Origin of the sequence: Photobacterium sagamiensis (assembly GCF_050337085.1) — a bacterium.
Taxonomy (GTDB): Bacteria; Pseudomonadota; Gammaproteobacteria; order Enterobacterales; family Vibrionaceae; genus Photobacterium; species Photobacterium sagamiensis.
In genome coordinates, this window is the sequence record NZ_JAKJSP010000019.1 from 90,707 (window position 1) to 110,312 (window position 19,606).

Below are 19,606 nucleotides of genomic sequence, written 5' to 3' on the forward strand. Positions count from 1 at the left end.
TGATCGTTATAAACCTTGTTCCTTCGCCATTTTTATTGCCATCTGCGGAGCATTCCAAAGTGATGGCAGTAAGATCAAAGAAACGGGGACCGCGGTGATGACGATAAAGGACTGGAGTGCCGAAACGCCGCCAGAGCCTAAGGAGATCAGGATGATTGCCGTTACTCCCATCATCACCCCCCAAAAAATCCGAATAATGGCATTGGGCTCGGTATCACCGCTGACCACAACGCTGATGGTGTAGGTCATCGAATCTCCCGTGGTCACGATGAAGATGGTGGTCAGGATCAAAAACAGAATAGAGATCAGCATTGGCATGGGCAGTTGCTGGGTGATCGCAAGCAGTGCTCCGGGTAAGTTAAACCCCTCAAAGGCCTTACTGACTGAGCCCGGTTCGGCAATTTCAAATGCAACCCCTGATCCCCCGACCACGGTAAACCAGAAACAGGTGATAAACGGTGCCACAATACTGATTGCCATCACCAGCTGGCGAATGGTGCGGCCGCGTGAGATACGGGCAATAAAAATGGCCATCATCGGACCGTAACCAATGAACCAGCCCCAGAAAAAGACGGTCCACCAGCCCAGCCAGCTTTCATCACCACGATAAGTGGCCATAGGAATAAAGTTATCCAGCATGGTGCCAACGCCCTGCAGGTAGCTGTTAACGAGAAAGCTGGTCGGGCCGAAGATTAAGATATATGCCATCAGGCCGACCGCGAGGATCACGTTATAACGGCTGAGGATCTGAATACCGCGGTTTAATCCGCTCAATGCCGAAATGGTATAGATAGCAATAGCAGAAAGGACAACGATGAATTGCGTGGTAAAACCGTCCGGGATGCCAAACAACGCATTGAGGGCAAAGCTGATTTGCAGACCAAGGAAGCCAATGGGACCAATTGTACCGGCAGCCACCGCGATGATGCAGCAGGCATCAATGAATGCCCCTGTTAAGCCGTTAAGCGCGCGTTCTCCCAATATTGGATAAAGCAGCGTACGCGGTTGTAGTGGTAAGCCTTTATCATAGTGCAGGTGCATTAATACGATGGAGGTTAAGCTGCCGAGGATTGCCCAGGCGAGGAATCCCCAGTGCATGAATGATTGCGACAGGGCATTAACCGCGGCTTGCTGAAGATTCTCCTGCGCACCATATAGCGGCGGTGGGCTGACAAAATGCGCAATCGGTTCGGCGGCAGCCCAGAACACCCCGCCACCGGCCAGCAGGGTGCAAAGAATAATGGCCATCCAGCGAAAGCCGTCAATTTCGGGGCTGTCCAGCGCGCCAAGCCTGACATGGCCGGTTCTGCCAGCGGCTAATACCACGCTGATCAGAAAAGTAATCAGTAGCAGCACTTGCCAGTAAGGACCAAACACCTTAACGGCCCAGGTGAATCCTGAATTGACGATGGATGACAGGAGTACGTTGTCGTAAAGAGCCAGTACGACAAATAACGCAATGAAACCGCCGCTCATCCACAGTGCTGGATTATCCAGCCCCAGTTTTTCGGTGGTCGATTGCTGTATCGGTGTATGTTCTGCTTTCACAATGTTCGTTAAGTCGGACATCTCATGTCTCCAAACGTTATCGGATTTGCATACGCATAAACGTCATGGCTTTTGGTGACCATTACGCATCCGGTTCATCACTGCGGGCAAACAGCAAGGGATATGCCTGAACTAAGGATAGCGAAGATGATGTATTTTTCATTGGTGGTGGCAGGTGGCGGGGGGGCCGGGCGCATCGACCCGGGCAAACCATTTATAGGCTGCAGCGCTTAGTTATATTTGATGCTGTTGATGAACCACAGTTTTTTCCCCTGGGGTGTATTGACTTCGGCTTCTTCATCGACTTCTTTTTTTAATAACGCGCGGGCCATAGGCGAGTCGATAGAGATGTAGTCATTACGGCCGTAGATTTCATCGGGGCCCACGATACGGAACGCTTTGCTGTCACCGTCTTCATTTTCAATTTCAACCCAGGCACCAAAGAATACTTTGCCGTCTTGCTGGGGGGAGTAATCAACCACTTTGACGATGTCGAGGCGTTTGCGCAGGTAACGTACACGGCGGTCTATTTCTCGCAGTAACTGCTTGTTATATTTGTAGTCTGCGTTTTCACTTCGGTCACCAAGGCTGGCCGCCCAAGTGACTTTTTTGGTGATCTCAGGACGTTTTTCTTGCCAGAGGTAGTCCAGCTCTTGTTTAAGCTTGTCGTACCCTTCGCGGGTGATTAAGTTGGTTTTCATTGTCTGATCCTGAGTCTCTGTTTTTTCCTGGATAGATATTGTAACGGTTTGCCGAGGGCGTCAATCATTGCGATAGGAAATAGTATGAGGAGTGATTTGGATAATTTCCATAAATTAAGGTAGCTTAGAACGCAGGTTTGCTTCGGTACTATGATATCGATGAGCCGCCGGACATAATCAGTAACAATTTTTGACCGTGATTTAGCGATCGATTCAGCACCAAGGCGCTGGAGTTGAGTAAAATAGCAGCTGAGCTCGATAACAAGATCGATGCAGGTAAGGTGAAATATGCAGGAAAATTATAAGATTCTGGTTGTTGATGATGACATGCGTTTACGTGCCTTGCTGGAGCGTTACTTGTCGGAACAAGGTTTCCAGGTGCGCAGCGTAGCGAACAGTGAGCAAATGGATCGTCTGTTATCCCGTGAAACCTTTCACTTGATGGTGCTTGACTTAATGCTGCCGGGTGAAGATGGCCTGTCGATTTGTCGCCGCCTGCGTAATGCCAACAACATGTTGCCTATCCTGATGCTAACCGCGAAAGGTGACGAGGTTGACCGTATTGTCGGCCTTGAGGTCGGGGCGGATGATTACCTGCCGAAACCGTTTAACCCGCGTGAACTGCTGGCGCGCATTCGTGCGGTACTGCGCCGTCAGACGATTGAAGCGCCGGGTGCGCCAAGTGTTGATAGCAAAGTGATTAAATTTGGTGACTTCCGACTGAATCTTGGCACGCGTGAAATGTTTCGTGACGAAGAACCCATGCCATTAACCTCGGGTGAATTCGCGGTACTGAAGGCGCTGGTCACCAATGCGCGTGAACCGATGTCGCGCGATAAGCTGATGAACATGGCACGTGGTCGTGAATACTCGGCAATGGAACGCTCGATTGACGTCCAGATCTCACGTCTGCGCCGCATGGTTGAAGAAGACCCGAGCCGTCCGCGTTATATTCAGACCGTATGGGGTTTAGGCTATGTATTTGTTCCTGATGGTGATGAGGCGTAATCCATGCGGATCTCTCCCCGCAGTACGTTTGCCCGTACCATCATTTTGCTTACAGGCTTGCTTATCGCAAGCCAGATTTTCTCTTACCTCGCGGTAGTGAACTACGCGTTGCTACCCGGTCTGCAGCAGTTCAATCGCATTATTGCCTATGAAGTGCGGCTGATGCTCAAAGAAGATCTGGATTTAGCCGACGGTAATACTTTCCATCTTGATACGCCGGTACGCCGCCAGTTGCTTGAGCAGCTCGGGGTTACCCTGCATGCTGTCGATGGCCCTGATAATGCTGAGTACCATCAGGCGACCGAAGTGGAATACCTGAGTGAAGAGATGAGCCGTGAACTGAATGCGCCGACCGAAGTACGCTTAGTGCTGGGTGCAGAGAGTTATGTGCTGTGGATGAAGTGTGATGCGATGCCGGGCTTTCTGATGCGGATCCCGCTCTCGGAATTGCAGGAAGAGGATTTCTCGCCACTGTTTCGTTACAGCCTGATGATTGCCTTTATGGTGATTGCCGGTGGCTGGCTGTTTATCCGGATGCAGAACCGGCCGCTGGTGGCGCTGGAAAAAGCGGCGTTGCAAGTGGCACGAGGGGAGATCCCGCCACATTTGCCGGAGAAAGGAGCGTCGGAGATCCGCGCGGTGACCAAAGCTTTTAACCGGATGGCGGAAGGGATTAAACAGCTGGAAGATGACCGGGCCTTGTTACTGGCCGGAGTCAGTCATGATTTACGTACGCCGTTGACCCGTATTCGTCTGGCCACGGAAATGATGTCGCCCGAAGATAGCTACCTTGCCGACAGTATGATCAAAGACACGGAAGAGTGTAATGACATCATCAGTCAGTTTATGGACTATCTGAAATCCACCAAAAAGCAGGCGGTCGAAGCGATTGACTTAAATGACTTGCTGCAAGAAGTGGCGGAAAGCGAAGGGGGCTACGAGCGGGAAATTGAGCTTGATCTGGATGATATTCCCGGCATCGTCGAAGCCAATAGTGTTGCGATGAAGCGATTAGCCGCTAACCTGGTGGTCAATGCGATCCGCTATGGTAACGGCTGGGTTAAGATAGCCAGTGGTACTTCTGCTGATCGTAAATCAGTCTGGTACAGTGTTGAAGATGATGGGCCGGGGATTGAACCGGATCAGGTTTCACGGATGTTCCAGCCGCTGACCCGTGGCGATTCTGCCCGCGGCAGTGAGGCGGAAGGAACCGGACTGGGGTTAGCCATTGTGCAACGCATTGTTGATCAGCATGAAGGTAGCATTGTGGTGAGCAACCGCAGTGAAGGGGGGCTGAAAGTACAAATCAGCCTGCCGCTGATAGCGAAGAAGTAGAGAGACAAGTTGCGAGTGTCGAGATCCTGGGATCTCGACACTCGCTTTTTATTAATCTTACTGCTCTTCCGGCAACACCAGGTTCAGGATAATCGCAGTGATCCCGCCGGCAGCCATGCCGGAAGATAAGATGCCTTTCACCCAATCGGGCATGAACTGCAGAATTTCAGGTTTCTGAGCAATACCCAGCCCCATAGAAAATGACAGCGCCATGATCAGAATGGCGCGACGGTCGAGCTCGCAGCGCGAGATAATACGTATCCCGGAAGCGGCAATGGTGCCGAACATTACGATGGTTGCACCGCCTAATACCGGCTCCGGGATCAGCTGCACTAAGTTCGCGACTCCCGGAAACAGGCCAAGCAGTACCAGCATTCCTGCCACGAAGTAACCGATATAGCGGCTGGCAACACCCGTCAGCTGGATAATACCGTTGTTCTGGCTGAAGGTTGAATTAGGGARGCTGTTCAGGACCGATGCCAGGGCCGAGTTAATACCGTCAGCCAGTACGCCGCCCTTGATGCGTTTAAGATAAACCGGACCAGCCACAGGTTGCTCTGAAGTTTCTGAGGTTGCCGTGATATCACCGATCGCTTCCAGCGAAGTGATGGCGAAAACAATAACCAGTGGGATCAGCAGACCCCAGTCAAACCCTAAGCCGTATTGCATTGGCATCGGAATTGCGATTAAAGCACTTTCTGTTGTGCGAGAAGTGTCCAGCATGCCGGTAAACCATGCCAGCAAAGTGCCGGCTGCCATCGCAATCACAATGGACGATACGCGCAGGTAGGGGTTCTTTACTCGGTTCAACAATACGATGAAGCCTAATACCGTACCCGCCAGCATTAAGTTATCCGGGCTGCCGAAGCTGCCGTTTTCAATGGCAGCATAGCCACCGCCCATAGAGGTTAAGCCGATCTGGATCAGGGTGAGACCGATTAGGGTGACCACAATACCTGAGACTAGCGGGGTGATAATACGCTGGGCGTGTTGCAATATGCGTGAAATAAACACTTCTGTGAGTGAGGCAACCAGAATCGTACCGAAGATAGCCGCCATCATGGTTGGAATATCGGCCCCGCCGGCTTTTAATGCCAAGCCGGCGCCAATGATCGGGCCTAGAAAGTTGAAACTGGTGCCCTGAATCGACAGCAAGCCAGAGCCCACCGGGCCAAAGGTGCGAATTTGGATAAACGAGGCAATCCCGGAGGCGAACAAGGACATACTTACAATGGTATTGGTGTCGCTGGCGGGTAAGCCAAGTGCCTGGCAAATGATCAGCGACGGGGTGATCACCGCAACAAACATTGCCAATAGGTGCTGGGTGGCAGCAAAGAGTGTTTCCGGCAGTGGCGGCCGATCTTCTAAACGATAGATCAGATCAGAATTGCGCGGTGTTTCAATGTTGCTGTGCTGGCGGGTCATGGCCGTTGTTTTCCTTGGATTTACTTCTTTATCCCGATCGGATGCGCTGAATGGGCATCAATACGTGAAAGCCGGATAGTTCTGTGATTGCTGTTACTCAGATCCAGACCAACACAAGGAGAAGTGAAAGTGGGTGAAATTTGTGCGCTATTTTAATTATCTTTCTGTAAATAGCAAACGATTGCGTTGTTTGGTGGTGATAAAATTTCACTTTAGTGGCAATTAGGGTGAAGTGGGAGAAATGGTAATAGATGTGCCAGAGTGCTTATATTCACTGGGAAATGCAGATCACACTGAAGATTAATGTTGCTTATATGGATCTAAATACTTGCCGAAAACTATCTGTTTTCCTGTTTTCGACCAGACTATGAAATCAAGCTGGCTCAATATGAGGTAGTCTGCCTTAGTTAAGCATTCGAATAGTTTTCTCGCTGTCCCAGCCAGCGTTGAACAATAGCCTTGGCATTGCTCGGGTATTTATCATGAAGGTAGTGAGCCAGTTTTTGTACTTGCGGAATAAGGTGCTGGTCACGAACAAGATCGGCGATTTTAAAATCAGCGATACCGGTTTGTTTTGTACCTAACAGTTCACCCGGCCCTCGAATTTCTAAGTCACGTTGTGCGATAACAAAGCCATCGCTGCTCTCGCGTAATACACCGAGGCGCTTTTGGGCTGTCTTCGAAAGGGGGGCGTGATAAAGCAATACACAGTGGCTGGCGACTTTCCCCCGACCGACACGGCCGCGGAGCTGGTGGAGCTGGGCCAGGCCTAAACGCTCGGGATTTTCAATGACCATCAGACTGGCGTTGGGGACATCGACACCGACTTCAATGACAGTTGTTGCGACGAGTAAATGCAGTTCACCGACTTTGAAACGCTGCATCACGGCTTGTTTTTCTGCAGCCTTCATGCGGCCATGCACTAAACCCACTTTTAGCTCTGGCAGTAATGCCGTGAGCTCGTCAGCGGTATCGGAAGCGGCTTGCGCTTCTAAGACTTCTGATTCATCGATAAGGGTACAGACCCAATACGCCTGGCGGCCTTCATTAAGGCAAGCGGAACGAATACGTTCAACGATTTCAGCACGACGGGAATCCGGCAGAGCCACGGTCTGGATCGGTGTTCGGCCCGGTGGTAATTCGTCTATCACCGAGGTTTCAAGATCGGCATAGGCGGTCATGGCGAGCGTCCGGGGGATCGGGGTTGCCGTCATGATCAGCTGGTGAGGGTAACGGCCCTCATTCGCGCCTTTTTCCCGCAGCTCTAATCGCTGATGGACACCAAAACGGTGTTGCTCATCGATAATGACCAGTGCCAGATTATTAAACACGACTTGTTCCTGGAACAGGGCATGGGTACCGACCACCATTTTGGCTTCGCCGCTTTCAATCCGGGCCAGTTCAGCTTCGCGGGCCTTGCCCTTGAGCTTACCGGCTAACCAGCCAACCTGAATATCCATCGGATTCAGCCACTGGGCAAAGTTTTGCGCATGCTGTTCGGCCAGTAGTTCTGTCGGGGCCATTAAGGCAACCTGATAGCCGTGTTCGATTGCCCGCAGGGCAGCCAGTGCGGCGACCAGGGTTTTCCCTGATCCCACATCCCCCTGGACTAAGCGCATCATCGGTTTGGCCTGTGCCAGATCAGCTTCGATGTCGGCGACAACGCGTTGCTGGGCCCCGGTCGGGCTGAATGGCAGGTTGGCAAAGAGCTGATTTTTCAAGTTGTCGCTTGGGGCGAGCGGCCAGGCATTATGTTGCTGACTTTTCGTGCGCAGTGCCAGCATCGACAGGTTCTGAGCCAGCAGCTCTTCTAAAATCAACCGATGCTGAGCGGGGTGTTTGCCTTCTTCCAACTGGTCCAGCGATACATCCGGTGTTGGCCTGTGCATCACATGAAGCGCTTGTGCCATGGTCATCTGGCGATCGTATAAACCATCTGGCAACAGTTCCGTGACGGCGGCTTTATCGAGTAAATTCAGCGCTTGATCCGTCAGATTACGCAAGGTTAGCTGGCGTAATCCTTCGGTAGTGGGGTAAACCGGGGTCAGGGTTTCTTCGACGGTAAGCTTGGTTGGTTCAGAAAAAACAGAGTAGTCAGGATGGATGATTTCCAACCCGTATTTGCCGCGTTTTATTTCGCCATAGGCTTTGACCTGTTTACCTTCCGATAAACTGTTTTTCATTGCCGCATTGAAATTGAAAAAACGTAAGGTAGCAGAGCCGGTGTCATCAGCAATTTTGACCGTTAGCATGCGACGCTTGCCAAAGCTGATGCTGTTACTGACCACTTCGCCCTGAACGGCAAGGTGCTGACCCGGCATGACATTGGCGATAGGCCAGATGCGGGTACGATCTTCATAGCGGAGCGGCAGGTGGAAAAGCAGATCCTGAACCGTAAACAGGCCCACTTTTTCCAACTTTTCTGCCATTTTAGCGCCAACCCCGGACAGTTCCATCAGGGCGATGGTCTCTAATAACTTTCCGCTCATTGCTCTTGCTGATCCTTATTTGGTTTTTTTCTTCTTTGGCTCAATAGCCTGCATAGTAGCCCACCATGCCTCATCGGCGATAATTTGACCTTCGCTATCGAGTGGCGGATAAGGCAGACCTTTGCGACGGGCGACTTTGGCTAATACCGGATGACCGCGCTCAAACAGAATGCGATGAACAACGTCGTCTGGCAATAGGGTGGTTTCTCGTTCGTACATGCCCGCAAGCTGACGCTGACGTTGTGCTTCATACAGGATCAGGGCGCTGGCAACCGAGACGTTAAGCGACTGTACCATACCCACCATCGGAATGATGATGTCCTGATCCGCTATTGCCAGTGCTTCAGCGGTGATCCCGTTTTTCTCGCCACCCAAAATAATTGCGGTCGGCTTGGTGTAATCGACGTCACGAAAATCAATCGCGGTGTCTGACAGGTGGGTTGCCAGTACCTGCATACCCTGGGTTTTAAGCTGACTGATAGCTTCAACCATGTTGTCGTGAGTTTCTAATTCGACCCAGTTACGTGCCCCGGCCGAGGTATGACTGAGTATCCGCATATTGTCTTTTGGCCAGACGGCATGGACTTTGTGAACCCCGACCGCATCAGCCGTACGAATAATGGCTGACACGTTATTCGGTTTATGCACTTCTTCCATGCATACGGTTAAATCGGGCTGGCGGGTAGCCAGAACTGAGTGGATCCGTTGGTAACGATCAGGAGTCATAAGCAGTTTAGTGTTTTGTTTGAGGGGCGAGGGTTGAGATCTTAAATATCTAGTATCTAGGTGCGAGTTTCTAGATTCTAGTTTCTAGAAACTCGCTCCTGGACATTAATTTTTTTGACGTGACACACGAACCACATTGGGCATCACACGAATACGGCGCATGATATTGGCTAAATGAATCCGCCCTTTGGTGGTCAGGCGTACCGTCACGGTGTACAGACGACCATCTTTTTCTTCGGTCGCAAGACCTTGAATGTTGGAGCCGGTTGCAGCGATAGTATTGGTTAACGCCGCCAGTGCACCCTGATGGTTTTGCATGTCGACTTTTAAATTGGTGATGAATTCCTGCTCAAAGTCTTCGCTCCATTCTGCCGGCATGTACTTATCCGGTTCGCGCTGGTAACCACGAATATTTGCGCACTCTTCACGGTGAATAACCAAGCCTTTACCCGGGCTGACGTGAGCCATGATCGGGTCGCCATTGATCGGGTGACAGCAATTGGCAAAGGTCAGCAAAATGCCATCAGCACCGCGAATTGCCATCCGGCGGCCGGTTTCTCGGGTGCTGCTAACATCACTGTTCTTATCGAGTAAACGACGGGCAACGACCACGCTCATTAACTCGCCTAAACCGATATCTGCTAATAAGTCATCAACACTATCGAGACGTTGATCTGCCAGTAACTGAGTCATTGTCTCAGGATCGACTTGATCAATACTGAGTTCACCAAGGGCATGGTTGAGCAGACGGCGACCTAAGGTGATCGACTCTGTGCGACGCATGGTTTTCAGTACCTGGCGGATCTTGGTACGGGCACGGGAGGTCACCACATAGTTCAGCCATGCGGCATTCGGGCGAGCTCCCGGGGCACTGATAATATCAATGGTCTGACCGTTTTTCAGCCGTTTACTCAGTGGGTACGGTTGGCGATCAACGCGTGCGCCGACACAGGCATTGCCCACGTCGGTATGTACCGCATACGCAAAGTCGACGGCTGTGGCACCGACAGGCAGCTCCACAATGCGGCCTTTCGGGGTAAAGACGTAAATTTCATCCGGGAACAGATCGGATTTAACATTTTCAATGAATTCAAATGAGCTGCCGGCACTTTGTTGCAACTCAAGCAGGCTTTGCATCCAGCGCTGGGCTTTAACCTGCGCAGTGGTACCTGAGCTTTCCCCATTTTTTTTGTAAGCCCAGTGAGCGGCTACCCCTTTGTCTGCCATTTGGTCCATGTCCTCGGTACGGATCTGGACTTCAACGGGTACCCCGTGGGGGCCGACTAAAGAAGTATGGAGTGACTGGTAGCCATTGGCTTTCGGGATAGCAATATAGTCTTTCATCCGGCTCGGGCGTGGTTTGTACAGGTTGTGCACCTGGCCCAATACGCGATAACTGGTATCCAAATCTTTGACCAAGACCCGAAAAGCGTAGATATCCATAATAGTATGGAAACGCTGTTCTTTGTTTTTCATCTTGTTATAGATGGAATACAGGTTTTTCTCGCGGCCTAAGACTTTGCCTTCGATCCCCGCATCTTCGAGACGTCCCTCGATTTCAGCGTGGATCTTGTTGATCATTTCTTTACGGTTGCCCCGTGCGGAAGCAACGACCTCTTTCAACACCCGGTAACGATTAGGATAAAGTGCTTCAAAACCTAACTCTTCGAGTTCGGTTTTTATGTTATGAATACCTAAGCGGTGGGCAAGGGGAGAGAAGATCTCTAAGGTTTCACGGGCAATACGGCGGCGTTTGTCCGGACGCAGGGCACCTAAGGTGCGCATGTTGTGCGTGCGGTCAGCCAGCTTGATCAGAATAACGCGGATGTCATGGGCCATTGCCATGATCATTTTGCGGAAGTTCTCTGCCTGTGCTTCTTTACGATCGCGGAACTTCAGCTTGTCCAGCTTCGATACCCCGTCAACCAATTCCGCGACGGTCGAACCAAAGCGGCCATCGAGATCGTCTTTGGTAACTTCAGTATCTTCGATAACGTCGTGGAGCAGGGCTGCCATTAACGTCTCGTAGTCGAGGCGCATTTCAGCAAGAATACGGGAGACGGCAATCGGGTGGATAATGTAAGGTTCGCCACTTGAGCGGGTTTGCCCTTCGTGAGCATCTCGCGCAACGAGATACGCCTGCCGAAGAGCCTCTATCTGAGGCTCTGGCAGGTAATCGATTGCGACTTCTTTCAGGCTATCAAAAAGATACAATTCGCCCGGTTCCCTGAATTAACGGTGGTCGCCTGCAATAGCGCTAACAGCTGCTAGCTCTGCTGCTTCTTGCTCTTGAACTTCCTGACGCTCGCGAGCATCGAGAATGTTTTTAGTGATCAGGCCTTCTTCGATTTCACGAAGGGCAATCACTGTATACTTGTCGTTTTCTTCCGGAACCAGTGGATCCTTACCGCCAGTTTGCATTTGACGAGCGCGGCGTGAAGCTACTTGGATCAGATCGAAACGGTTGCCAATTTTATCAACTGCATCTTGAACGGTTACGCGTGCCATGGAGGACTCCAGTGGTTATATAAAAAGATGGAAAATTGTACAAAAATACTTACTGTTCTGCCAGTAGTGCATTCAGCATACTGTTATATTTAGCAGTTTGCTTGTCTTGCTTCAATCGTTCTGCACGGATAATGGACTTAAAGTCCATCAGTGCGGCATCGAAATCATCATTAACGATCACATAATCGTATTCGTTGTAATGAGAAATTTCTGAACGCGCTTCTTGCATGCGACGTGCAATGACAGCTTCGTTGTCCTGACCGCGAGTGTTAAGGCGGCGCTCTAGCTCCTCTTTTGAAGGAGGTAAAATGAAGAGGCTTTTCGCGGCTGGCATCTGCTTGCGAATTTGTCGCGCGCCCTGCCAATCGATATCTAAGAAGACATCAATACCTTTATTAAGCTGTTCTTCAATCCAGGGACGAGACGTACCGTAGTAATTACCAAATACTTCTGCATGTTCAAGGAATAAACCTTTATCAGCCAGATCAGTAAATTCTTCAACGCTGATGAAATTGTAATGAACACCATGTTCCTCACCTGGGCGCATACCGCGTGTGGTGTGGGATACGGATACTTTCATGTCATAGGTCGGGTTAGTTTCAAGAAGTGCATTAATCAAACTTGATTTACCAGCGCCACTTGGTGCCGACACGATGTATAGAGTACCTTTGCTCATTGCCTGTTTTCACTCAGTGATAGAAGGGCGCGCAGATTATCACGAACTGCACAAAATTGAAATTAGCTGATTGCTTGAAATTTCATCTTTTTTGTCGTCAATATGAAATGAATCGGCGACATATTGCCAATAGCTTAAGCTTGGCTGGTTTTTACTTTAATTTCAAAGTTGTCAGCGATAATAAAAAAGGCAGTACATCAGCCTGCCTTCTACACGATTAAGATGCGATAGCATTGTGGCTATCGATTATTCGATGTTCTGGATCTGCTCGCGCATCTGCTCAATCAGTACTTTCAGCTCAACCGCCGATGCGGTGATGTCGGTGCTGATCGATTTTGATGCCAAGGTGTTCGCTTCGCGGTTAAATTCCTGCATCATGAAATCCAGACGACGGCCACATGCGCCCCCTTTTTTCATGATCTTCTGAGTTTCTTTAACGTGAGAATCGAGGCGATCCAGCTCTTCTGCGACATCACTTTTTTGTGCCATCATAACCAGCTCTTGCTCAATGCGGCTAGGATCCAGTTCTACTTTTGCGTCTTCAAAGCGGGTCGTCAGACGTTCGCGCTGCCAGCTAATGATTTCAGGCATGCGTTGACGCACTTTTTCGGCTTCAATCGAGATAGCGTCAAGACGCTGTACGATCAGCTCTTTCATATTTTCGCCTTCACTGGCGCGTGCTGCGATGAAGTCGGTGATGGCCGCATCAAAACCTGCTAGCAAATCTTTGTTGATGGCATCCAGATCTTGCTCCGGCGCTTCCATCACGCCAGGCCAGTTCAGTACCTGAAAAGGACCAATATTGCCTTCACCCGCCGTCTCTTTTACCCACTTGGCAGCTTTGATGACCTGTTTAGCCAGATCTTCATTGATGGTGAGTTCACTGCTTGCATCCTGATTGGCTTCAAAACGCAGGTTACATTCAACTTTACCGCGGGCCAGACGCTTACGAAAACGCTCGCGCAATACCGGCTCTAAACCACGGAATTGCTCTGGCATACGTAAATACGTTTCCAGATAACGTTGATTAACAGAGCGGATTTCCCAAACGGCAGTGCCCCAGTCGCCTTTTACTTCGCGACGGGCATAGGCGGTCATGCTATGGATCATTGGCTGTTGGCCCTTTTTATAAGATGGAATGTAACTACTTATTAAGCTTACTGGCATACAGCAGGAAGCGTAATAGAAAGAATAGGTGCGTAGTTACCAGATAGCGCTGATTATACTCACCATTGATTATAAAAGAAATGAAGCGCAATACGGTGCTTCTTATTTCGTTGCGGTATGGAGGGGTAGGGATTCGCGTGCACTGCGCTAGATAACTGGCTATAATCGCCGGTTAATATAGCCCAGCTAAAGGTAAACCCCCGATGCGTCCAAGCGGAAGAAGCACCAGTCAAGTACGTCCAATTACGATCACCCGTAACTTCACAGCACATGCTGAAGGTTCAGTATTAGTCGAGTTCGGCGATACCAAAGTGATCTGTACCGCAAGTGTGGAAGAAAATGTACCTCGCTGGTTAAAAGGCAAAGGACAAGGCTGGGTTACTGCAGAATATGGCATGCTGCCGCGCGCGACGCACACGCGTAACCGCCGTGAAGCATCCAGTGGCAAGCAGGGTGGTCGCACCATGGAAATCCAGCGTCTGATTGCACGTAGCCTGCGTGCTGCGGTTGATCTGGAAGCGCTGGGTGAGCAGATGATCACGGTAGACTGTGACGTTATCCAGGCTGATGGCGGCACGCGTACGGCTTCTATTACCGGTGCGATGGTTGCGCTGGTTGATGCGATTAATTATATGATTGAAAAAGGCAGCCTGAAAAAGAGCCCGTTAAAAGGCATGGTGGCTGCTGTTTCTGTCGGTATCTATAACGGTGAAGCAATTTGCGATCTTGAGTATCTTGAAGACGCGGCGGCAGAAACCGACATGAATGTGGTCATGACCGAAGAAGGCAAGATGATCGAGATCCAGGGGACGGCAGAAGGAGAAGCCTTCAGCCACGAAGAATTATTGGCCATGCTCGCCCTGGCGAAAGACGGCATTGCCGACATTATCACGATGCAGAGAACGGCATTGGAAAGCTAATTATTGAGCGGCTCTATTGAGTCGCTTTTTTTTGTCTAAAATTTGTCGAATCAATGAATTCGATAAAGTTAGCGCGTAAATCGAAATACCTAGATAGCAATGTTAAGGAGATACCATGAAAGCATATCAGCGTCAGTTCATCGAATTTGCCCTGGAAAAAGGGGTATTGAAGTTTGGTGAGTTTACTCTGAAATCTGGCCGTCAGAGTCCGTATTTTTTCAATGCGGGTCTGTTCAACACCGGTCGTGATTTAGCACGCCTTGGCCGTTTTTACGCTGAAGCCTTGGTGGATGCGGGTATCGATTATGATGTGCTGTTCGGCCCTGCGTACAAAGGTATTCCCATTGCGACAACCACCGCCGTTGCGCTGGCGGATCACCACGATGTGGACACACCGTATTGCTTTAACCGTAAAGAAGCGAAGAACCACGGTGAAGGTGGCAACCTGGTCGGTAGCGCGCTGGAAGGCCGCATTATGCTGGTTGATGATGTGATCACGGCCGGGACTGCAATCCGTGAGTCGATGGAAATCATTAAGGCCAACGGTGCGGATCTGGCCGGTGTGTTAGTTGCGATTGACCGTCAGGAAAAAGGCAAAGGTGAGTTGTCTGCGATTCAGGAAGTGGAGCGTGACTTCGGCTGCGCGGTTATCTCAATCGTATCGCTGGGCGATGTGGTGACTTACCTGGCAGAGCAAGACGGTATGGACGCCCACCTAGCAACAGTGAAAGCCTACCGCGCGGAATATGGGGTATAAAAAGAGCGGGAAGAGCGGAACTATGGCCCTGAGGCTCTATGGATAAGTGGCGTCGAGGTTCTAGTTTTGAGTTTCGAGAAAGAGCTAAAGCTTGATTCCCTATGACGGCTCGGAGAGCCTGACCACAGGACCAGTAACAAAAAAGCGAGAGGCATTCACCTCTCGCTTTTTTTATCTCGAGAATCGAGTAACTAGGCTCTCGTTACTCGCTACTGTTTCTAACCGAGCTGCGCACTGAGCAGTTGCCAGTAGTCGTCAAAATTTTCGGTTGGCTTGTATTTGAAGCTGGAGCGAACATAGCGGTTCAGGCTGCCTTCAACCTGACCTAACAGCTGAGCGGCTAAAATACTCTCATCGACCGGAAAGCCTTTCCCTTCGCGCAGTTTACGCTCGCGCAGAACCTGACGTATCTGGGTTTCAATCCGTTCAAACAACTGGTTGATCCGTGATTGCAGACGGTCTTGCTCAAACATCAGGGCATGGCCGGTCATAATGCGGGTCAGTCCCGGGTTGCGTTCAGCAAAAACCAGAACGAGCTGCAGCACCATGCGCAAGCGGTTCATGGTATCTTTTTCGTCATCCAGGATACGGTTGATGCGGGTAGTGATTGAATCTTCAATAAACTCAATCAAGCCTTCAAACATGCGAGCTTTGCTTGGGAAGTGCCGGTACAGTGCAGCTTCAGACACGCCGACTTGTGCCGCCAGTTTTGCTGTTGTAATGCGTTGGCTGCCTTGGGTCGATTCCAGCATTTGTGCCAGCGCTTGCAGGATCTCTTCGCGACGATTGTTTTTTTTGTTGCCAGCCATGAATAACCGTTCCTTTTCGAATGGTACTGCCTTACGACAGCGTGAAACCCGTCTATCTTAGCGATGCTGCTGCGTTGTGAAAAGCGCAAGCTGTAGATAGTGATCTCTTTATCGACAAAAAAAGCGCAACCTGTAGGGCTGCGCTTTATATTTGATATCACTCGTTTAATTGCTAATCACATTACGAGTGTTTTTTTATCCGGAGATTGCTTGTTAGCTACGGCCTGAATGCCCGAAGCCGCCTTCGCCGCGATCGCTGGAATCAAAGTCAGAGACGATATTAAATTCAGCCTGTACCACAGGGACGAAAACTAATTGGGCAATACGGTCGCCAGCTTCGATGGTAAATGTGCTGTGGCCTCGGTTCCATACCGAGACCATGAGCTGGCCCTGGTAGTCAGAGTCGATAAGGCCAACCAGGTTACCCAGTACGATGCCGTGCTTATGGCCCAGACCTGAACGCGGCAGAATTATTGCGGCAAGGCTCTGGTCGGCAATGTGGATCGCCAGACCGGTTGGTACTAAATGGGTCTGACCCGGTTCGACAACCAGCGCTTCATCCAGACAAGCACGCAGATCCAGACCTGCAGAGCCTTCAGTCGCATAGGCTGGCAGAGGGAATTCGTTACCGACACGTGGGTCGAGGATTTTCAGATCAATTTTTTTCATGCTTTTTCTCTTTATAAAGCGCGGTGATTTCTGTTATCAGTTGTTGTCCCAGTTCACTTTTTGAGCTAAGTGGAAGGGCTTTGTCGCCAGCAGGCCAGTACAGGTGCAGTGCATTGCTGTCACTATTAAAGCCCTGACCCTGTCGGGCGACATCATTGGCGCAAATCAAATCTAAATTCTTACGGGTTAATTTGCCGCGGGCGTATTGTTCCACATCCTGGGTTTCAGCTGCAAACCCTACGGTAAAGGGGCGCTGGTGGGGCAGTGCTGCGACGGTGGCAACAATATCCGGATTTTTGACTAACCGCAGTACCATTTCATCCTGATCAGATTGTTTCTTCACCTTCTGCTCGGCAACGTCTGCAGGGCGGAAGTCGGCAACGGCAGCGCAAGAGATGAAAATATCATGCTTAACGGCGTGCTTCATTGCCGTCTGGTGCATTTGTTCGGCACTGTTGATATCAATACGGGTGACGCCGGCAGGCGTGGCCAGATTAACCGGGCCGCTGATCAGAGTGACCTGAGCGCCGCGCTGAGCGGCGGCGGCGGCAATGGCATAACCCATTTTTCCCGAGCTGTGGTTGGTCAGGTAACGGACCGGATCAATCGCCTCGCGGGTCGGGCCTGCGGTAATGGCAATTTTCAGGCCGGCTAAATCGGCTGGCTGGAAAAAATCTTCAGCAAGATGCACTAATTGCATGGGCTCCAGCATGCGCCCCGGGCCAACATCACCACAGGCTTGCTCACCACTGGCGGGCCCCCAGATGTGGAACCCCCGGCGTTTTAAGGTGGCAATATTTTCCTGGGTGGCGATGTTGCCGTACATCTGCTGATTCATTGCGGGCGCAACGGCGATCGGAGAATCTGTCGCAAGGCATAAAGTGGCCAACAAATCATTACCCATACCGGCACTGATCCGCGCAATTAAGTCTGCGGTAGCAGGTGCTAATAGCACCAAGTCAGCCCACTTTGCCAGCTCGATATGTCCCATCGATGCTTCGGCGGCGGGATCGAATAAACTATCGGAAACCGGTTTGCCGGAAACCGCCTGCATGGTCAGGGGCGTGATAAATTCTTGTGCCGCTTTAGTCATGACCACGCGTACTTCGGCACCACGCTCAATCAGGCGACGTGTCAGTTCTGCGCACTTATAAGCCGCAATCCCGCCACTTATACCCAGAAGTATTTTTTTTCCTGCCAGTGTTTGCATTGTTTTACCCAAATCAAAATTCTGTCTAAATCAAAATTTATCTAAACCAAAAAGCTTTGCTTAACACTAGGGTCTGTTTATCTTTCAGCTGCAATGTTGAAAGATAAACAGGCCCAATACTGCAGCACAAGATAACACTAAAGGAGGGCTGATTCATCGTTAGAGAAGGTTCTGATGGCGGGTTTGATATGGATACCGGTACGTTAAGAACGAATGAGCGGGCAAGATCGTAGATTGAGGGCGAGTGTAATGTAAGCGTGAAAATAAACTGCGAAGATTTTCCCACAACAGAATGCGTAAGTTGAATTTGATAATGAAAACACATCTTCTGAGGCGATTACCTAAGAGGTGTTTATGTCATTAAAGCTACTGCCAGCCGAATCTCGACCCCGGGAAAAACTATTATCTCGGGGCGCCAAAGCCTTATCTGATGCCGAGCTACTCGCCATTTTTTTACGTACCGGTCTGCCCGGGATGAATGCGATTGAGCTGGCGACTTACCTGCTCAACGAGTTTGGCTCACTCAGGGCATTATTAGCGGCCGATAAAAAAGCTTTTTGCTGTCACAAGGGGCTGGGTCCGGCAAAATATGCTCAGTTGCAGGCGGTATTGGAAATGAGCCATCGTCATTTGGAAGAGACGCTGACGAAAGGTGATGCACTGACTAGCCCGCAACAGACAAGGCATTATTTAAGCCAGCTATTGCGAGATCGGCACCGCGAAGCCTTCTATGTTTTATTTCTTGATAACCAGCATCGGGTCATTTCCGGAGAGGTTTTATTTGAAGGAACGATCGATTCTGCGTCTGTGTATCCAAGGGAAGTGGTAAAAAGATCGTTAGAATTTAATGCAGCCGCACTCATTTTAGCGCATAATCACCCGTCAGGCGTAGCTGAACCTAGTCAAGCAGACCGTCGAATTACTCGAAGAATCAGCGATGCGCTAGGTTTAGTCGATATTCGTGTCCTAGATCATTTTGTTGTCGGTGATGGAGAGATTGTCTCTTTCGCAGAGCGAGGTTGGCTATAAATTGAGCTAATTTTGCGGAAAAAGATGAGAAAGGATCGCTCGGGACTTGAGCAACTGGTTTTGACTTAGTATAATGCGCGACCTTTGATAGCTGTGGTTATATGTGAAAACACTTTTTTGCATTGAATTAACCACGGTAGATATCGAGCTGAAACGATTTGGAGAAGACAGCAATGTCCCGAGTATGCCAAGTAACTGGCAAGCGTCCTGTAACGGGTAACAACCGTTCACACGCACGTAATGCCACCAAGCGTCGTTTTCTGCCGAACCTGCAAACTCATCGTTTCTGGGTAGAAGGCGAAAAACGCTTCGTTAAACTGCGTCTTTCTGCGAAAGGTATGCGTATCATCGACAAGAAAGGTATTGATATCGTTCTTGCAGAGATGCGTGTTCGCGGCGAGAACGTTTAAAGAGAGAGTTTAAAAAATGGCTAAAGGCATTCGTGAGAAGATCCGCCTAGTATCATCTGCTGGTACAGGACACTTCTACACTACCGACAAGAACAAGCGTAACATGCCGGGCAAATTTGAGATCAAGAAATTTGATCCAGTTGTTCGTAAGCACGTTATGTACAAAGAAGCTAAAATCAAGTAATTGATTTGAAATTCTTTGATAAAAACCCAGTTTAG

The 19,606-nt window shown here is 50.1% G+C and carries 19 protein-coding genes; 7 read left to right on the plus strand and 12 right to left on the minus strand.

The genetic code is table 11. The annotated features are described in order from the left end of the window. Window positions 1-6 precede the first annotated feature (6 nt). Together L4D76_RS09165 and greB are read right to left on the minus strand one after the other, a co-directional pair. Entirely contained in the window at window positions 7-1,569 is a 1,563-nt protein-coding gene (locus tag L4D76_RS09165; RefSeq protein WP_428440603.1) for a BCCT family transporter, read from the minus strand. Window positions 1,570-1,778: 209 nt separating this feature from the next. Next, window positions 1,779-2,249, minus strand: a complete 471-nt coding sequence (greB, locus tag L4D76_RS09170; protein WP_428440604.1) for a transcription elongation factor GreB — start codon at window positions 2,247-2,249, stop codon at window positions 1,779-1,781. A gap of 288 nt (window positions 2,250-2,537) precedes the next feature. On the opposite strand from greB, the gene ompR reads away from it, so the two are divergent. Together ompR and envZ are read left to right on the plus strand one after the other, a co-directional pair. Further along, a complete protein-coding gene (ompR, locus tag L4D76_RS09175; RefSeq protein ID WP_428440605.1) occupies window positions 2,538-3,257 on the plus strand; it encodes an osmolarity response regulator transcription factor OmpR in 720 nt (239 codons plus the stop codon). Window positions 3,258-3,260: 3 nt separating this feature from the next. After that, window positions 3,261-4,592, plus strand: a complete 1,332-nt coding sequence (envZ, locus tag L4D76_RS09180; protein WP_428440606.1) for a two-component system sensor histidine kinase EnvZ — start codon at window positions 3,261-3,263, stop codon at window positions 4,590-4,592. Between the two features lie 57 nt (window positions 4,593-4,649). Here the strand turns inward: envZ and L4D76_RS09185 are convergent, their stop codons facing one another. The 7 genes from L4D76_RS09185 to L4D76_RS09215 form a co-directional block, all read right to left on the minus strand. Beyond that, window positions 4,650-6,017 (minus strand): uracil-xanthine permease family protein, encoded by a 1,368-nt coding sequence (locus L4D76_RS09185; protein WP_428440607.1) that lies wholly within the window; start codon window positions 6,015-6,017, stop codon window positions 4,650-4,652. Between the two features lie 407 nt (window positions 6,018-6,424). Then, on the minus strand, window positions 6,425-8,506 hold the full coding sequence (recG, locus tag L4D76_RS09190; RefSeq protein WP_428440608.1) for an ATP-dependent DNA helicase RecG: 2,082 nt from the start codon (window positions 8,504-8,506) through the stop codon (window positions 6,425-6,427). 15 nt (window positions 8,507-8,521) lie between these two features. Continuing rightward, window positions 8,522-9,232, minus strand: a complete 711-nt coding sequence (gene trmH / locus L4D76_RS09195; RefSeq protein ID WP_428440609.1) for a tRNA (guanosine(18)-2'-O)-methyltransferase TrmH — start codon at window positions 9,230-9,232, stop codon at window positions 8,522-8,524. A gap of 105 nt (window positions 9,233-9,337) precedes the next feature. After that, a complete protein-coding gene (spoT, locus tag L4D76_RS09200; protein ID WP_428440610.1) occupies window positions 9,338-11,446 on the minus strand; it encodes a bifunctional GTP diphosphokinase/guanosine-3',5'-bis pyrophosphate 3'-pyrophosphohydrolase in 2,109 nt (702 codons plus the stop codon). A gap of 18 nt (window positions 11,447-11,464) precedes the next feature. Next, complete coding sequence (gene rpoZ / locus L4D76_RS09205; protein WP_107283518.1) at window positions 11,465-11,740, minus strand: DNA-directed RNA polymerase subunit omega; 276 nt, start codon at window positions 11,738-11,740, stop codon at window positions 11,465-11,467. A gap of 49 nt (window positions 11,741-11,789) precedes the next feature. After that, window positions 11,790-12,416 (minus strand): guanylate kinase, encoded by a 627-nt coding sequence (gmk, locus tag L4D76_RS09210; protein ID WP_428440611.1) that lies wholly within the window; start codon window positions 12,414-12,416, stop codon window positions 11,790-11,792. Window positions 12,417-12,662: 246 nt separating this feature from the next. After that, window positions 12,663-13,526, minus strand: coding sequence for a YicC/YloC family endoribonuclease (locus tag L4D76_RS09215; protein ID WP_428440612.1), 864 nt, complete (start codon window positions 13,524-13,526; stop codon window positions 12,663-12,665). A gap of 260 nt (window positions 13,527-13,786) precedes the next feature. Between L4D76_RS09215 and rph the strand changes: the two genes are divergently transcribed. Together rph and pyrE are read left to right on the plus strand one after the other, a co-directional pair. After that, window positions 13,787-14,503 (plus strand): ribonuclease PH, encoded by a 717-nt coding sequence (rph, locus tag L4D76_RS09220; protein WP_428440613.1) that lies wholly within the window; start codon window positions 13,787-13,789, stop codon window positions 14,501-14,503. A 115-nt stretch (window positions 14,504-14,618) separates the two neighbouring features. Then, on the plus strand, window positions 14,619-15,260 hold the full coding sequence (gene pyrE / locus L4D76_RS09225) for an orotate phosphoribosyltransferase (protein WP_428440614.1): 642 nt from the start codon (window positions 14,619-14,621) through the stop codon (window positions 15,258-15,260). Between the two features lie 218 nt (window positions 15,261-15,478). Here pyrE and slmA read toward each other — a convergent pair whose 3' ends face one another. The 3 genes from slmA to coaBC all read right to left on the minus strand — a co-directional run bounded on the left by slmA (window position 15,479) and on the right by coaBC (window position 17,948). Beyond that, window positions 15,479-16,069: a nucleoid occlusion factor SlmA gene (gene slmA, locus L4D76_RS09230; protein ID WP_428440615.1), complete on the minus strand. Its 591-nt coding sequence runs from the start codon at window positions 16,067-16,069 to the stop codon at window positions 15,479-15,481. A gap of 213 nt (window positions 16,070-16,282) precedes the next feature. Continuing rightward, the gene (gene dut / locus L4D76_RS09235; RefSeq protein ID WP_428440616.1) at window positions 16,283-16,738 is read right to left on the minus strand and encodes a dUTP diphosphatase; all 456 of its coding nucleotides are present in this window, start codon (window positions 16,736-16,738) and stop codon (window positions 16,283-16,285) included. Beyond that, complete coding sequence (gene coaBC / locus L4D76_RS09240; RefSeq protein ID WP_428440617.1) at window positions 16,725-17,948, minus strand: bifunctional phosphopantothenoylcysteine decarboxylase/phosphopantothenate--cysteine ligase CoaBC; 1,224 nt, start codon at window positions 17,946-17,948, stop codon at window positions 16,725-16,727. The genes dut and coaBC overlap by 14 nt, the downstream gene beginning before the upstream one ends. Before the next feature lie 354 nt (window positions 17,949-18,302). On the opposite strand from coaBC, the gene radC reads away from it, so the two are divergent. From radC to rpmG, 3 genes are all read left to right on the plus strand, one after another. Further along, window positions 18,303-18,977, plus strand: coding sequence for a RadC family protein (radC, locus tag L4D76_RS09245; protein ID WP_428440618.1), 675 nt, complete (start codon window positions 18,303-18,305; stop codon window positions 18,975-18,977). A 173-nt stretch (window positions 18,978-19,150) separates the two neighbouring features. Next, complete coding sequence (rpmB, locus tag L4D76_RS09250) at window positions 19,151-19,387, plus strand: 50S ribosomal protein L28 (RefSeq protein WP_107283510.1); 237 nt, start codon at window positions 19,151-19,153, stop codon at window positions 19,385-19,387. 16 nt (window positions 19,388-19,403) lie between these two features. After that, window positions 19,404-19,571, plus strand: coding sequence for a 50S ribosomal protein L33 (gene rpmG / locus L4D76_RS09255; RefSeq protein WP_004405486.1), 168 nt, complete (start codon window positions 19,404-19,406; stop codon window positions 19,569-19,571). The last annotated feature ends 35 nt before the right edge of the window (window positions 19,572-19,606 follow it).